16 protein-coding genes are annotated in these 15,783 nt (G+C 37.6%); 12 read left to right on the top strand and 4 right to left on the bottom strand.

What is annotated here, in order from left to right:
• Positions 1 to 71: 71 nt before the first annotated feature.
• Positions 72 to 2,291, bottom strand: coding sequence for a transglycosylase domain-containing protein (locus tag OQ268_RS15990; protein ID WP_265857582.1), 2,220 nt, complete (start codon positions 2,289 to 2,291; stop codon positions 72 to 74).
• 110 nt (positions 2,292 to 2,401) lie between these two features.
• Positions 2,402 to 5,179 (bottom strand): type IX secretion system periplasmic lipoprotein PorW/SprE, encoded by a 2,778-nt coding sequence (porW, locus tag OQ268_RS15985; RefSeq protein WP_265857580.1) that lies wholly within the window; start codon positions 5,177 to 5,179, stop codon positions 2,402 to 2,404.
• 109 nt (positions 5,180 to 5,288) lie between these two features.
• Between porW and OQ268_RS15980 the strand changes: the two genes are divergently transcribed.
• The 12 genes from OQ268_RS15980 to OQ268_RS15925 all read left to right on the top strand — a co-directional run bounded on the left by OQ268_RS15980 (position 5,289) and on the right by OQ268_RS15925 (position 14,303).
• The gene (locus tag OQ268_RS15980) at positions 5,289 to 5,513 is read left to right on the top strand and encodes an AtpZ/AtpI family protein (protein ID WP_265857578.1); all 225 of its coding nucleotides are present in this window, start codon (positions 5,289 to 5,291) and stop codon (positions 5,511 to 5,513) included.
• 120 nt (positions 5,514 to 5,633) lie between these two features.
• A complete protein-coding gene (locus tag OQ268_RS15975; protein ID WP_265857576.1) occupies positions 5,634 to 6,023 on the top strand; it encodes a hypothetical protein in 390 nt (129 codons plus the stop codon).
• 14 nt (positions 6,024 to 6,037) lie between these two features.
• Complete coding sequence (gene atpB, locus OQ268_RS15970) at positions 6,038 to 7,165, top strand: F0F1 ATP synthase subunit A (protein WP_265857574.1); 1,128 nt, start codon at positions 6,038 to 6,040, stop codon at positions 7,163 to 7,165.
• 41 nt (positions 7,166 to 7,206) lie between these two features.
• On the top strand, positions 7,207 to 7,422 hold the full coding sequence (gene atpE / locus OQ268_RS15965; protein WP_056087863.1) for an ATP synthase F0 subunit C: 216 nt from the start codon (positions 7,207 to 7,209) through the stop codon (positions 7,420 to 7,422).
• Positions 7,423 to 7,512: 90 nt separating this feature from the next.
• Positions 7,513 to 8,007 (top strand): F0F1 ATP synthase subunit B, encoded by a 495-nt coding sequence (atpF, locus tag OQ268_RS15960; protein ID WP_265857571.1) that lies wholly within the window; start codon positions 7,513 to 7,515, stop codon positions 8,005 to 8,007.
• Between the two features lie 118 nt (positions 8,008 to 8,125).
• Positions 8,126 to 8,665 (top strand): ATP synthase F1 subunit delta, encoded by a 540-nt coding sequence (gene atpH / locus OQ268_RS15955; RefSeq protein ID WP_265857569.1) that lies wholly within the window; start codon positions 8,126 to 8,128, stop codon positions 8,663 to 8,665.
• A gap of 200 nt (positions 8,666 to 8,865) precedes the next feature.
• Entirely contained in the window at positions 8,866 to 10,440 is a 1,575-nt protein-coding gene (gene atpA / locus OQ268_RS15950) for a F0F1 ATP synthase subunit alpha (RefSeq protein ID WP_265857566.1), read from the top strand.
• Between the two features lie 87 nt (positions 10,441 to 10,527).
• On the top strand, positions 10,528 to 11,412 hold the full coding sequence (gene atpG, locus OQ268_RS15945; protein WP_265857564.1) for an ATP synthase F1 subunit gamma: 885 nt from the start codon (positions 10,528 to 10,530) through the stop codon (positions 11,410 to 11,412).
• Positions 11,413 to 11,625: 213 nt separating this feature from the next.
• Positions 11,626 to 12,390, top strand: coding sequence for a 5'-nucleotidase, lipoprotein e(P4) family (locus tag OQ268_RS15940; RefSeq protein WP_265857562.1), 765 nt, complete (start codon positions 11,626 to 11,628; stop codon positions 12,388 to 12,390).
• 58 nt (positions 12,391 to 12,448) lie between these two features.
• The gene (locus tag OQ268_RS15935; protein WP_265857560.1) at positions 12,449 to 12,667 is read left to right on the top strand and encodes a hypothetical protein; all 219 of its coding nucleotides are present in this window, start codon (positions 12,449 to 12,451) and stop codon (positions 12,665 to 12,667) included.
• A gap of 482 nt (positions 12,668 to 13,149) precedes the next feature.
• On the top strand, positions 13,150 to 13,998 hold the full coding sequence (locus OQ268_RS15930) for a DUF4349 domain-containing protein (RefSeq protein ID WP_265857558.1): 849 nt from the start codon (positions 13,150 to 13,152) through the stop codon (positions 13,996 to 13,998).
• Positions 13,999 to 14,000: 2 nt separating this feature from the next.
• Positions 14,001 to 14,303, top strand: coding sequence for a hypothetical protein (locus tag OQ268_RS15925; RefSeq protein WP_265857556.1), 303 nt, complete (start codon positions 14,001 to 14,003; stop codon positions 14,301 to 14,303).
• Positions 14,304 to 14,347: 44 nt separating this feature from the next.
• On the opposite strand, the gene ruvC is transcribed toward OQ268_RS15925, so the two are convergent.
• Both ruvC and OQ268_RS15915 read right to left on the bottom strand, forming a co-directional pair.
• Entirely contained in the window at positions 14,348 to 14,935 is a 588-nt protein-coding gene (gene ruvC, locus OQ268_RS15920) for a crossover junction endodeoxyribonuclease RuvC (RefSeq protein ID WP_265857554.1), read from the bottom strand.
• Between the two features lie 129 nt (positions 14,936 to 15,064).
• Positions 15,065 to 15,715 carry a class I SAM-dependent methyltransferase gene (locus OQ268_RS15915; protein ID WP_265857552.1) on the bottom strand — a complete coding sequence of 217 codons (651 nt, stop codon included), beginning with the start codon at positions 15,713 to 15,715 and terminating at the stop codon, positions 15,065 to 15,067.
• Positions 15,716 to 15,783: the final 68 nt, after the last annotated feature.

Here is a 15,783-nt window from a genome sequence, read left to right as displayed (position 1 = left end):
AATAAAGCTAAATTGGTACTTAGATCGGGTTGCGGGCTTTTCGCTACTATCCTTCACGCATTACCAGCGGCTTAAAAACCAAGCCTTTCATCCAATTCAGTTGTTCCTTCTTCTTGTTGTTGGTACTGGTTACAATCGTAAGTAATAGAAACACCTGCCTTTGGTACTTCAAAATCCGCATGACTAATTTTTAAAGCCGGATTGGCATAAACTCGTTTAATGAATCCAGCAAAAATTGGCAAGGCTGTATTGGCACCTTCACCCTGGTTGGTACTAATAAAGTGAAACGCCCTATCCTCGCAGCCCGTCCATACGCCGGTTACCAATTGTGGCGTTATGGCCATGAACCAACCATCAGAGTTGTTTTGTGTGGTACCTGTTTTGCCTCCAACTGGGGCATTAACATGGTATTTATAATTTAATCTCGATCCGGTACCGCCTGTAACCACACCTTTTAACATGCGGGTCATTACATAAGCAACCTCTTCACTCATAATTGGTTTAGGGATCTCTTTCTGTGAAAAAAGCACCACGCCATTTTTGTCTTCAATGCGCAAAAGGTAAATGGGTTTGGTATAAACGCCTTTATTGGCGAATGCTCCATAAGCACCCACCATATTATATATCGAAGAATCGAATGTTCCTAAGGCAATGGAAGGATATGCGGGTACATTAGGGATACCCATTTTGGTAGCGAGGTTAGCTACTGCTACAGGGCCAACTTGCTTCATTAAATAGGCAGTAACATAATTTTGAGAAAAAGCCAAGGCTTTCTGCAAAGTAATACTTCCTGCAAGTGGTTTTCCAGAAGATTTCGGTGTCCAGGGATCGCCATATCCATCAATGGTTACTGGAGTATTAGAAACCGAGTAACAAGGAGAATAACCATTTTCTATGGCAACTGCATAAGTGAAAGGTTTTGCTGTAGAACCAACTTGTCTGGTTCCCATTTTAACCTGGTCGTATTTAAAGTGTTCAAAATCAATTCCACCCACCCAAGCTTTCACATGACCATTTGTCGGGTCCATCGTCATCATCGCATTGCGCAAAAGCATTTTATAGTACCGTACAGAGTCAATAGGTTTCATTACAGTATCAATATCGCCCTTCCAAGTAAAAATGGTCATTTCGGTTTTGGTATTGAAATCTTCCTTAATCTCGTCTTCAGATTTCCCTTCCAACTTTAAAGACTTATACCGGTCTGATCTTTTTATTCCCTGTTCAATCTGTAAATCTTTACCTTTAAAAGGGTTTCTGCCTTTCCAACTGTTTATAAACTGCGCTTGCAGCACTTTCATGTATTCTTTTTGGGCAGCCTCGGCGTAAAGCTGCATATCATAATTTAGCGTCGTATAAATTTTAAGGCCGTCTCGGTCTAAATCATATGGTGTTCCATCAGGCTTGGTAATGCCTTGCTCCTGAAAAATAGTCTTGATATCACTTTTTAACACCGATCTAAAATAGGGTGCAATACCATCATTAACGGTTGCTGCATTAAATTTCAAACCCAAAGGTTTTTCTTTTTCCTCATTAAAAACTTCAGGAGTTAATAATTCAGATTTAACCATCATGGCCATTACCGTGTTTCTCCTATCACGAGATCGCTCTGGATGGCGGGTGGGAGAATACATCGTAATCCCCTTTTGCATACCTACAAGCGTCGCTGCCTGTGTAAGGGTTAGCTTATCTGGCGTGGTATTAAAGTAAACTCTTGCTGCAGATTTAATTCCATACGCCTGATTCCCAAAATCTACCGTATTAAGGTACATCGTAATAATTTCTTCTTTGGTATAATTGCGCTCTAGCTTTACGGCTACAATCCACTCTTTAAATTTTGTAAGCACTAAAGAGAAAAAGTTCAAATTAGATTCTCTAGGAAATAAGTTCTTTGCCAACTGCTGTGTTATAGTACTTGCACCTTGTTTTTTTCCTATTAAGTTGTATCCGATGATGGTAAAAGTCCGTTTAAAATCAATGCCTGAATGCTCCTTGAAACGAGTATCCTCAGTGGCGATTAAACCATTAATCACATTTTCTGAAATTTCTTTGTAGCTTACGTTAGAACGGTTTTGAACAAAATACGTACCCATTGGTCGGCCGTCTTCTGCAATAATTTCTGATGCCTGGTTGCTTTTTGGATGTTCGATATCTCTAAACGAGGGAAGCGCTCCAAAAAGCCCTAATCCAATCATCGAGATGAAAATTGCGAAAACCGCTATGCCTCCTATCAGTATTTTCCAGATGATTAAACTATATCGCTTTGTTTCTTGTGCAGAAAGGGATTTATTCATTTTATGTGGTATTTGTCCAAAAAACAGTTGGTTTATGAAACTGTTTAATTTGTCGCAAATTTATTAATTTTTTATAGAACTTATTTTACAGCCAATTTGCCAGTATATTTCTACTTGTAATTATCTTTTAAAAACTCTAAATACTGGTTGATAAGCGCTCTGCTGGTTAATTTTTCGAAATTTTCCTTGCTAATGATAAAACCTTTGTAAAGATTAGCTGGCACTTTCATTATATTTTTCAATTGTCCGCTAATGCTAGATTCGTAAAGTTTTGCATCTTCCAAATCAATGAAACTAGTCACATAAATGAGTTGATCATTATCTAGCTCAATCAATTTGTGCGCCAAGTCGTTATCAGGATAATTACCACGGTTAAACTGCCCAATACCAAAACGCGAAGAACTTAACGTTAAGCTAGCATCTGCCACATCTATTACGTAATAATACTCATCAGATTTTGCTGCACTGAAAACGCTTGCCGGTTTCACTACGTTTTCAGGTTTGTTCTCAACCGGGGTTCCTAAAGGTTTCGCAACTGGCTTATCTTCAGTAGGGGGTGCCACTTGAGACACCGCTGTATTTAGGGGTTTCGTAGCTACCGGTATTGTCTGTGTTTGGCTAACAAAACGGGGCTCATTTGCATCAAAATCTATCAGCGCTACTGGTCTTTGCTTAAATTCTTCCAAATTAGCTTCAATATATTTTAAATGATCTCGAACAAGCGGTGTAATAAGTACATCATTCGGGTAGGTCAGGTTGATAGCATTAAAAGCTGTAAGTAATGCATCAAGCTTGTTTGTTCTACCTATTGCAATGGCCTTAAGGTAGGCGTATTGCGGTGCAAAATCATTGTATGGGAAAGCGGCGATATTTTCGTTTGCCAGTTTAATCACCGCTTGATAATCCTTTTTGACGTAAGATTCGAAGGTAGCATTGTAATTATTGATCGCAATATTTTCAATCTCCGTTTGTTTGGCAGAAAAAGATGGGTCTAAAATGGTTTTTGCGAAATTAGATTCGGGGAATTTAGAAAGCACCATCTGCCGGTATTCATTTGCCTTGTTCTGATCAACTCCTTGATAATTCAAGTATAAACTGTAATAAATAGCAGCTAAATGATTATTTTCTGGAAACCTCCTTAGCAATTCCAAATAAACCTTTACAGCTTCATTTTTATCATTTAATTCTTGCTGATAAAAACTAGCAATTTCAAAATAGGCATCGATTATTTTTTGGTTAGAAGCATTTAGTGATTCTATGCTAAGGGGCAAGCTATTTATATATTCGCTTTCAACTTTGTTTTGGTCAAGAGGGTCTGCACCAGCAAGACTATTAGCTGGCGTAATTTCTGTCGCAACCTTGCCACCCGCAAGCACCTGGTTGGTTTCCTGGGCAGATGATCTTACGCTCTGTCGCCAGTTGTCTTCCAGAGGCCTATTTCCCCATCGTTTTTTAAAGTCGGCAAAACCATTGCTTATGGCGGCGCTGTTATTAAAATAAAAGGCATTTCCATTACCGACCACGGGAGTGCTTATGTTTTGATTTGGAAAGTCAGGATTATTTAGCGATTGGTTTGCCAACGCAATAGGATCTATGGCTTCAATTTTTTTGTTTAAGTAAGATTTAACCCTTGCTAAGCGTTCACTTTCCGGAAGTTTTGCAAATGTTTGCGCAGTATCCTCTTTACTAATGATCGTGTAGCGATCTGTTAAATACTGAAGATTTTCTGCTTTCTTTGCAATGTTATCATACTCCGGATATGTTTTTGGCAAGATTAATACTGTACTATCATAGTATAGCTTCGCTTTGATGTACTTATTAAGTTCCTTGAAATTTAAATCAGCAATTCGCAGATAAGAAAGGGCTTTCTGCGTTTGGTTCTTAGTACTAACCTTCACCGACTTCAGATAATTTTCTTCGGCCTTATCAAACCGCTTTTCTGCAAGAAACATTTCGCCAACTTGATAATAAATTTGGTCGGTATAATCGAAGTTTTTGTCATCCTTTAACAAGGACAATAAAGCTTTATCTTCATCTACCTTGTATCCACTGATTAATCCCCTTATCTTTATTCGCTGTAAATTGGCATGGAAATACATTTCGAATGGTGCATTACTGTTCTCTACCTTTGTAAAGTTGATAAAAGCATTTTGAAGATCATCTTCCTTCTGTTGGAGTTGTGCTAAAATATATCTCCACCTAATTCGCAATTGTTTATCATCGGCAAGTCTCACCGCATTTTCGAGTAAAACAATCGCATCTTTATTCCTGTTTTGGTAGATCCGCATTTGTGCCGTGGTAGCGAGCGGTTCGGCTAAATCTTTTTTATACTCGTCAAGGGCACGTAGCATCGTATCCAAAACCTTATCTGCTCCAACCATATTATTTAATTCCATCTGGGAACGGGCTTTCCAGTTCATAGCCATGATGAAAGTTTTCAAATTGTTGCTGTAGGTTTTAGCTGTATAATCGAAATATGCCGAAGCAATAAAATAATTTTCTTTTAAATAATTGGCTTTACCTAGCAGCATGTAAGCATCATCGATATAATTGCTGAAGCTTTTATCGTTGATAATGGTCTGGCCTTTGGCAATAACCTCGTCTAATTGTTTATCGGGTCTACCAGGAGTTAATACAAGGTTTTTTGCGGGTAAGGGATCAAGATATACCGGCAAAATTTGTTCATAGTTGTCAACGTAGGTCTGCAACAATTGCTCATTATATTCGGTAAGTAAAACATTTGAGTTATAGATATAGTTATACCTTGCCGTTAAGTTTTGAAACTTACGGTCGATGGCTGTATCTTTATTTGCTACACAGCCAAAAAGAAAACATAAGCTGAGCAGAATGAGAAGGGGATGGAAAGCTTTTTTAATGTGTTTTTTCAAGTATGATAAATAGCGTTAGTGATGTAAAACAAACTAATTTTTCTGAAAAATATTTTAATTGGTAATAAACAATATTTATCCAAAGTTAACTTAATTATTGCATTTTTAAATGGAAAATCCCAAAGAAGAGGACACAAAAAAAAAGGTAAATGCCGCTGCAAAATATTCTGCAATTGGTTTCCAAATGATCGCAACTATTGGTTTACTTACTTTTATTGGATATAAGATTGATGAAAGCAGACACAGCAAAACAAACCTTATTACAGCGGCTTTTGCACTTGTGGGTGTCGGAATAGCCTTGTACCAGGCGATTAAGCAAGCCACAAAGGTTTAGTTGTTCTCCAGGATGGAGGATAGCATCAAACGATTATTACACAAAATCTTGAATGTTAGTACGATGTAGTTGGTTATAAAACCCTTATCTTTGCAACTTATTGACCAAAAAAGAAAATTATTGACACTAGCCAAATTTACCAGTAGATACCTCATTTTTATCGGTTTCCTTATCGGCGTAATTGCTGTACTCCCAACTTTGTTTCCAGGAAAAACACTTTTTGTAGCTTATTTTTGGTTAATCTTCGGGTTCATAGCGGGCATAACCTATATCGCTTACATGTTGGTAGATATTGGGATTAAACGCGATCCGGAAACTGGCATTATGGCTATAATGGGATCAATTGCAGTGAAAATGATTTTTTGTATGGCTTTTGTGTTGATTTACAGTATAAAAGGCAAGGGAATTGGCACTACATTTCTGCTAAATTTTTTTTCTTTATATTTATTGTTTTCTGTCTTTGAAATATACTGTTTGTTACGTAACTTGCGCCACCAAAATTTAAAGTAAAAATCTGCCAATAAATGGATTGTAACCAAGTTTTAGTATCAAAAGTGAAGAGGGTAATTGTTGTTTTTACGCTTTTAATCGCGTTTTTATCTATCAAAATTGATACTTTCGCTCAAGTTGATAGCGCTGTTGTTCCTGTAGATAGGGCTGTGGCAAGAACTGCTGAAGCTGTTTCTGGAGAGCATGGGGCTGAGGCTAAACATGGCGAAGAAAAATTCGAGCCTACAAAGGTAATTATGGAGCACATTGCAGACTCGCACATGTGGCACCTTTGGGGACATACTTCATTACCTCTTCCAGTAATTTTATATACAAACGGCGGCTTAGAGGTTTTTTCTTCGGCTAACTTTCATCATGGAGAGCATGATTATGCTGGTAAATACAATACTTATCGTTTGGTAGAAGATCACGTTAAAGTGGTTGGTGCAAATGGTGCTGTTGATGAAACCGTTTCTGTTTTAGATTTTTCTATTACCAAAAATGTTGCAGCAATGTTCGTAGCAATATTGGTTATCTTAATCGTATTTATTTCGGTAGCAGGAGCTTATAAAAAACGCGTTGGCAAAGCGCCTAAAGGTTTACAAAGCTTTATGGAGCCGATAATTGTTTTCGTTAGAGATGATATTGCTAAACCAAACATCGGACATAAATACGCTAAATTTATGCCTTATTTGTTAACTACATTTTTCTTTATCCTTTTTAACAACCTTTTCGGTTTAATTCCAATTTTCCCAGGTGGTGCCAATGTTACAGGTAATATTGCTTTGACATTTGTAATGGCTTTAGGTACAATGATCATCGTTAACATTAACGGGAATAAATATTATTGGAAACACATCTTCAAACCAGATGTTCCATTTTGGTTGTATCCGATTATGATTCCTGTGGAGTTAATCGGTATTATATCTAAGCCATTCGCTTTAATGGTTCGTTTATTCGCGAACATTACAGCCGGCCACATTATCGTATTAAGTTTAATTTCATTAATCTTTATTTTCGAAACATTGGCTATCGCTCCGGTATCTGTAGCATTTGTTTTATTTATGGATGTACTGGAATTGTTAGTTGCATTTTTACAGGCTTTTATTTTTACATTACTTACTGCCTTGTTTATTGGTATGGCAGTAGAAGAGCATCATTAACAGAAAACTATTTTTTACAATTAATATAAATTAAATTAGTTATGGTAGGTTCAATCGCGGCAATTGGTGCCGGTTTAGCAGTAATCGGTGCAGGTATCGGTATCGGTCAAGTAGGTGGTAAAGCAATGGAAGGTATTGCTCGTCAACCAGAAGCTGCATCAAAAATTCAGACTGCAATGATTATTGCTGCTGCCCTTATTGAGGGTGCTGCTTTATTCGGTGTGGTAGTTGCATTATTAGGTAACAACCCTCAATAATTCAACCTGATAAAATTAGGTTGGGTATTTAACGATTGGTTATTTACCCAGCCTTATTAAAAAAGATTAAGATTAAAAAAATTAGATAAAATGGAATTAGTAACCCCAAGCATTGGATTGGTTTTTTGGACATCGTTAGCATTTATCTGCTTATTGATTTTACTTAGAAAGTTTGCATGGAAACCTATTTTAGGTGCTATTCACGAACGTGAGCAAAGCATTGATGAGGCTTTAAACAAAGCTGAGTTAGCTAAAATCCGTATGGCAGAATTAACTTCTCAGAACCAAGAATTAATGCAACAAGCCCGTGCTGAGCGTGATGAGATTTTAAAGGAAGCTAAGACCTTAAAGGATGGTATCTTAAATGAAGCTAAGAAACAAGCTCAGGTTGAAGGTGCTAAATTGATCGAGAAAGCTAAAATTGAAATCGAGAACCAAAAGAAAGCTGCGTTAGCTGAAGTTAAAGACCAGGTTTCTACGCTATCTCTTGAAATTGCTGAACGTGTATTACGTACGCAATTAGATGATAAAACTAAGCAAGAGGCTCTAGTGGCTAACTTGTTAAAAGACGTTGAATTAAACTAATTTTGAGAAAATAGATTTGAGATACTAGATTTGAGACATCAGATATGAGAGAGGAGATTACTCTGGATACTCAATCTCACAGCTCACATCTCATATCTCATATCTCACACCTAAAAATATGTCAGAAATTAAAGTTGCAAGCAGATACGCCAAATCATTAATAGACTTAGCTGTTGAAAACAATGGTTTAGCAGCGTCTTACAATGATATGGTTTTGTTTGAGAAAGTGGTTAATGAAACCCCTGAACTAGAAGCAATACTTAAAAACCCAATTGTACCGCTTGATAAAAAGACAGGTATCTTGAATGGTATTTTTGCTGATAAGGTTGGTAAGCTTTCTTTAACATTTTTCAAAACTGTTGTAAACAAAGGTCGCTCGGCAATCTTATTTGCAACCGCGAAGCAGTTTATCCAGCAATATAACATTATCAAAGGGATTGTTACTGCTGATGTAACTACAGCAACAGCTTTAAGCGATGCGGCAAAACAGCAGATTGTTGCTATTGTTAAAAAAGAAATGGGTGCTAACGAAGTTATTGTTAATGAAAAGATTAACGAGAAACTAATTGGTGGCTTTATTTTAAAGGTTGGCGACAAGCAATTTGACGCAAGTATTGCGAGCGGATTAAGCAAACTTAAAAAAGAATTTGCTGCGTAGTTAGCTGTGAAGGCATCTCAAGCCGGTTTAAAACCAATGAGGGGTGCTGAAATAACAGAAGAATTACAGCAGCTATATTATAAACCCGATTGGCAGCGGCAGGCTTTTAAGCTGAAAGCAAAAAGGCTATAGCAGAAAGCGGGGCTAGCACAACAAAAGGACTACAAGATTTACATTTACAAAAAGATATAATTAAAATTATGGTAGAGGTAAGACCAGACGAAGTATCGGCAATTATCAGACAGCAATTGGCGGGCTTCAAATCAGAAACCGAACTGGAAGAAGTTGGTACAGTGTTGCAAGTGGGCGACGGTATTGCCCGTGTTTACGGTTTAACTAAAGTTCAATCGGGAGAGTTGGTTGAATTTGCAAACGGCCTGCAAGGCATTGTATTAAACCTTGAAGAAGATAACGTTGGGGTGGTACTTTTGGGTGCATCTGACGAGATTAAAGAAGGTGATACAATTAAACGTACCAAAAAAATTGCCTCTATTAAAGTTGGTGAAGGTATGCTTGGCCGCGTGGTTAACACCTTAGGAGAGCCTTTAGATGGTAAAGGACCTATCTTAGGTGAAACTTACGAAATGCCTTTGGAGCGTAAAGCGCCAGGTGTAATTTATCGTCAACCGGTAAATGAGCCTTTACAAACTGGTATTAAAGCTATCGATGCCATGATTCCAATTGGTCGTGGTCAGCGTGAGTTGGTTATTGGTGACCGCCAGATTGGTAAAACAGCTGTTTGTATCGATACCATTATCAACCAAAAAGAATTTTATGAAGCCGGACAACCTGTGTTTTGTATCTATGTAGCTATTGGACAGAAAAATTCTACTGTAGCCAACATTGTACGTACACTAGAAGAGAACGGTGCTTTACCATATACAGTTGTTGTTGCTGCTTCGGCTGCAGATCCTGCTCCGATGCAGTTTTATGCTCCATTTGCAGGTGCTGCAATTGGCGAATTTTTCCGTGATACAGGTAGACCAGCTCTAATTGTTTATGATGATTTATCTAAGCAAGCTGTTGCTTACCGTGAGGTATCTTTATTACTTCGTCGTCCACCGGGCCGTGAAGCTTATCCTGGAGACGTTTTCTACTTACACAGTCGTTTATTGGAAAGAGCTGCGAAAATCAACGCTAACGATGATATCGCTAAAAACATGAACGATTTACCTGAGTCGATTAAACATATCGTTAAAGGAGGTGGTTCATTAACTGCACTTCCAATTATCGAAACACAAGCAGGTGACGTGTCAGCTTATATTCCAACTAACGTAATTTCGATTACTGATGGCCAGATTTTCTTAGAGTCAAACTTGTTCAACTCAGGTATCCGTCCGGCAATTAACGTAGGTATCTCGGTATCACGTGTTGGTGGTAATGCTCAGATTAAATCGATGAAAAAAGTTGCAGGTACTTTAAAGTTAGATCAGGCTCAATACCGTGAATTAGAGGCTTTCTCTAAATTCGGTTCTGATTTAGATGCTGCTACAAAATCGGTTTTAGATAAAGGCGCACGTAACGTAGAAATGTTAAAGCAAGCGCAATTTTCTCCTTTCACAGTAGAAAAACAGGTAGCAATTGTTTATGCAGGTACTAAAAATTTAATGCGTAACGTTCCGGTAAATAAGGTTAAGGAATTTGAAACAGAATTTTTAACACAATTGGAAATGCGCCATGCAGATACTTTAGCGGCTTTAAAAGCTGGTAAGTTCGATGATAGCATTACCGGCGTTTTAGATACTGTAGCAAAAGAGATTTCAAGTAAATATTAATAAGATTTGAGACATGAGATTTGAGATCTGAGATTGGGCCGGAAACGTCTCACATCTCATATCTTACATCTCACATCTAAATAAAGAATGGCTAATTTAAAAGAAGTAAGAAACCGAATTGCATCGGTACAGTCGACCCAGCAGATTACGAAAGCTATGAAAATGGTTTCGGCGGCGAAGTTGAAGCGTGCTACCAATGCAATTATCGCTTTACGTCCTTATGCAACCAAATTGAAGGAGATTTTAGAAAATCTTTCGGCAAGTTTGGAGGGTTCTTCATCGCCTTTTATCCAAGAGCGTGAACCCAATAAGGTTTTAATTGTTACCGTATCATCAAACCGTGGTTTGGCTGGTGCTTTTAACATGAACGTAATTAAAGCCGCCAACAACTTAATTGCCGAGAAATACAGCGAACAGCTAAAAAACGGTAACGTGAGCATTATTTCTATTGGTAAGAAAACACAAGATTTTTACGAGAAGCGCAAATACAATGTTATTGGAAACAATAATGAGGTGTATTCTGCACTAACTTTTGAGAATGTTACCAAAATAACTGATGCAATTATGGCTGGTTTTATTAAAGGTGACTTTGATAAAGTAGAAGTTGTTTACAACCGTTTTAGAAACGCAGCAGTACAGTTTATTACTACCGAACAGTTGTTGCCTTTACCGAAAGCAGAGCCAATAGCTACCAATGCTAAGGCGGCCAATGTAGACTACATCCTGGAGCCATCTCAAGAAGAAATTGTAGCGCAGTTAATTCCTAAGTCAATTAAAATTCAGTTATACAAAGCCGTTCTAGATTCTCACGCATCTGAGCATGGCGCACGTATGACTTCTATGGATAAAGCAACCGAAAATGCTGGTGAATTATTGAAAGCATTAAAACTTTCTTATAACCAAGCTCGTCAGGCAGCAATTACAACTGAATTAACTGAGATTGTAAGTGGTGCTGCAGCATTGAACGGATAGGAAAAGTCATTACTACATCACAGAATCTACACAGATATAAAAACCCTCATCGTGTTACGATGAGGGTTTTTTTGTTGATGGATTTTTGCTAAATAGCACATGCTGGCTGATAAATATACATTCCAGTTGATCTAGAGAGCGATTTGCAATAAATCAAACTAAAAACATCGATCATCGAAACGAGTCAATATCTTTGTTATTCAATTTAAACAAATGAAAAAATACATCTTGATCATCATAGCATTCGCTCCATTTTTTGTTAACGCTCAATCGCCAGCAAGAGATTATACCAATGCAGTTTTATGGCAACAAACATCTGGTGAATACAAAGCCTTGTGTTTTCAGGCTTATAACTTTGCCCGTTTATCACTAAAGGAAGCGTTATGGTCAGATACTAGCAAGAAGCCCAACTGCGTGATTGTAGATATAGATGAAACTGTTTTAGATAATTCTCCGTTTCAAGGCCATGAAATTAAAAAAGGCTTAAGTTATAACCCAAGCGATTGGACGGAATGGACAAACCTATCCAAAGCCGATACGGTACCGGGCGCATTGGCTTTTTTAAAATTCGCCGCTTCAAAAAATATTGAAACTTTTTACTTGAGCAACCGCGATGAAAAAGATTATGATGCAACACTAAAAAACCTACAGAAATTTGGTTTTCCATATGCCGATGATGCACATTTGTTGGTTTCAAAAGGTACCTCGAATAAGGAACCCCGCAGACAAACAATTGCTGAAACACATCATATTTTAATGCTTTGTGGCGATAATTTAAGCGATTTTAGCAATATTTTTTACCGGGAAAACAAGAATACAGCCACGGAGGTTATAGCTAACCAAAACCTATTTGGTACAAAATACATTGTGTTACCTAACCCCATGTATGGCGATTGGGAAAAGCCCCTGTACCAAGGCGAAAACCTAAGCGACAAGGAGAAGGCAAAACAGCGACTAGAACGATTAAAAAGTTACTAAGTATTTGCTTTTATTCGCCAATAAGTATTACTTTTGCAACATCATAAAAAATAAAATTATGGAGAACAACGAATTAAAGCACAATACAGAAAGTATGCAAACGGCCAACCAGCCGGGAATTTATAAATTAATGATTTTTGGCGTACTTATTTGCATGGTGGGTACCTATGCTCGTTTCGCGTTCGATTCTTGGATTTTATCTTTAGTTTCATGGATTATCCTATTTATTGGAGCAATCATCAGCATTAAAGGTGTGTTCAAAATTTTAGATGCATAACTATTTCTATCTAGATATAATAGCCGATTATGATTTTTCATAATCGGCTTTTTTGTTTTTAAACGGTTTTGGAAAGCAAGCTCCGGTACGTTTCGGTTGCGAAAGACCTGCTATCCGTTTCCACCAATGGGCGGTGTAGGTACCTCGTTGTTTCTACGCAGAACGCCCATGGGTGCTCACTGCTATCAGGTTTATTTTACTTAGGTAAACCGTTCTATTTAAACCCGACAATAGCGGCAGCCCCGAAATGAAATGAAGGGCTATAGCGGATGGCGGGGCTACGCTTACCTATAAGATTCTGCATTTGCTTTCCAAATCAAGAAAATTGTATTCCAATCCTTTGTTTCAGAAGTTGTAGGCAAGCTTAGGGTTACCTATTTTGGTTTTTTGTATAAAGGGAAAAACGCGGATGCATTTTCCGCAACTTCAATGGCCAAAGAAGGTAATAATATAAATGATTAACAGCTTAAAACCACAAAATCATGAAAAGGATTATTATTGCTATTGCCATTGCCGCAAGCATTTCTAGCTGCCAAAACGCCGAGAAGAAATACGAAAGTGTAGCCAGTACTGATGGCATTACGCTAGAACCACAACAGGCTGCTGATAGTGCAACCACCGAGAAGATTGTTAAAACTGCCGATATGCGATTTCGTGTAAAAGATGTACAAAGCACGAAAGAAAAATTAAGTATTGCGGTAAAGCACCAGGGTGGCACCGTTACCGAATTTGCCATTACTAGTGTGGTGAATCAAACCGATAAGATTAAACAAACAACCGATTCTTTAAAGGAAATTACCGCTTACCGTACCGAAGGCTATTTGGTGGCAAAAATTCCGTCAGAAAATTTAGATGACTTTACTAATGCTATGGCGCAAATAGCTGTATTTATCGACAACCAATCGATGAGATTGGACGACCAAAGTATTGCATACCTGGCTAATAAGCTTAAGGCCGAGAACAGGGTAGAGGCGGTAAAAAGAATAAACGGTTTAGCAACAAAGAAAAGTCCGAATGTGGAAACCTCTTTATTGATTAAAGATGACTTCATTGACAGGAAGATCGAAAATTTGAAAATTGATGACCGCGTAAAATACAGCACCATTACCCTCAATTTTTATCAGGATAACACCATTAAAACGATGCTAATCGCTAACGATAACATCTACGATTATAAGCCAAATTTTGCCAGTAGGTTATGGATGGGAATTACAAACGGGTGGATAATTTTTAAAGAGATTGTTTTAACACTTGCAAATTTATGGGTTTTTATAGTATTGGCTGGCATCACTATTTTCATGTTTAAACGTTTTAAATTTCAGAAACTATAAGCATGATGGGATTGATTGTTTTTCTAGTACCCTATTTTGCTTTACCACTTTGTTTTGCTTATAAACAAAGTGGTAACTATGTAGAAAATACCGGGTTTCCGTATCTAACTTACGCCATCTGCTTGTTCATATGGCCATTTATTTTCGATGGTTTGTCAGACTTCTATCATCGTAAAGAAGTGCCGTATAAATGCACCAATGATGAAGCGAATTTGATGTTATTTAATGTAATTGTACTGATACCGCTAGCCCTAACCATACAACTGGTAGCTAAATGGTTTTGGACCATGCATCCGAAATCTTAGCTCAACAAATTCTAAGTATTCTGCCGTGTTATTACGCCAGCAGACTACTTTTTTGCTTTTGCCGCTAAGCCTTTAACTTTGGTTTTATTGTCGGTTACAAAAGACTCCCAGCCCGAGTAGGTTTTGGATTTTCCGCCTGATGTTATTTTTTGGAACGAGTGGCACACGGCAACGGCCAAACCATCGGTAGCATCTAAAAACTCTGGCGTTTCTTTAAAGTTTAACAATCGCTGAAGCATCCCCGCTACTTGTTCTTTAGTAGCGTTTCCATTGCCCGTAATGGATTGTTTTATTTTCCTGGGAGAATATTCGGTAACTGGTATGTTTCTTGAAAGTGCTGCTGCAATGGCTATGCCCTGTGCCCTGCCCAATTTTAACAATACCTGAATGTTTTTTCCATAGAAAGGAGCTTCAATAGCTAAAACATCTGGTTTATATTGATCAATGAGCGTTACCGTCTTTTCGAAAATGCGTTGAAGTTTCAAAAATGGATCATCAAGGTGTGTCATTTTTACGATGCCCAGGCTAATCAATTCTGTTTTATTCCCTTTCTCTAAAATTAGTCCATAGCCCATTACCGCAGTACCGGGATCTATGCCCATAATTATCCGTTCCTTTTTTTCGTTCAACATTAAGGCAATATTAAAGAATAGTCTTTATTAAAACTGACTTATAAGGGGATTTAATTTTTGCTATGAGTTTTGAACACCGGAAATAGGAAGACTCACCTGTAGCAAACTTTTTTTCTCAAGTTCTAGAACCTAATCTTTACGGGCTACGAGTACGTAGTGATTAAAAAGAAACTCTTTTTTTATCAGCACGGCTTGCAGGATGGAGCAATTAAGGTCAGTGAGCATTTTCTTGTATTCTTCTAAATCAAATTGATGGGGGTGAAGAATATCTCCTGGTTGGAGTCGGAATATATGTTTTAAGATGGAGTGATTATGCGCATCGATAGAAACGACAATCGTGCCACCGGTTTTGGCGCTTTTATATAATTGATGAAAAGCTTTAGCAAGATCTGAAACGTGGTTTATTGCATTGATACAGAAGATAACATCGAAATGATTCGCGTTTTCATAACTTTCAAGCGCTACGGTGTTAAATTTTGTGTTGGGATATTTCTCTTTCTTAAAATGGTCTAATTTATCGTTGTATTGATCCAATAGCGGATCGATTGCTGTAACATCATATTCCTGCAATTCGATAAAAATTCCAGCAGGGCCGCAGCCAGCATCGAGTATTTTTGAAGCCTTTTCTAAGGAAAGACTTTCATTTATTTTAGCAAGGAAATCTCTCCAATAAGATTTTTTCCAGGCGAGATATGGCTCAACGTCTTTACTTTTAAGGTAATTTTTCCACCATCTGATTTCAAAAAATTGAGCAACTTGCCAGCGACTTGTCTTATTCATAAATTGTGCGAAGTTAATTTATTTTTTTTTTCATTGCAAAAGTTAAATACCTGATGAAATTGCTAGCT

The organism is Pedobacter sandarakinus, from assembly GCF_026240095.1.
Lineage (GTDB): Bacteria > Bacteroidota > Bacteroidia > Sphingobacteriales > Sphingobacteriaceae > Pedobacter > Pedobacter sandarakinus.
Note: the sequence above shows the minus strand (reverse complement) of the source record. Positions and strands in the feature narration are given on the sequence as shown.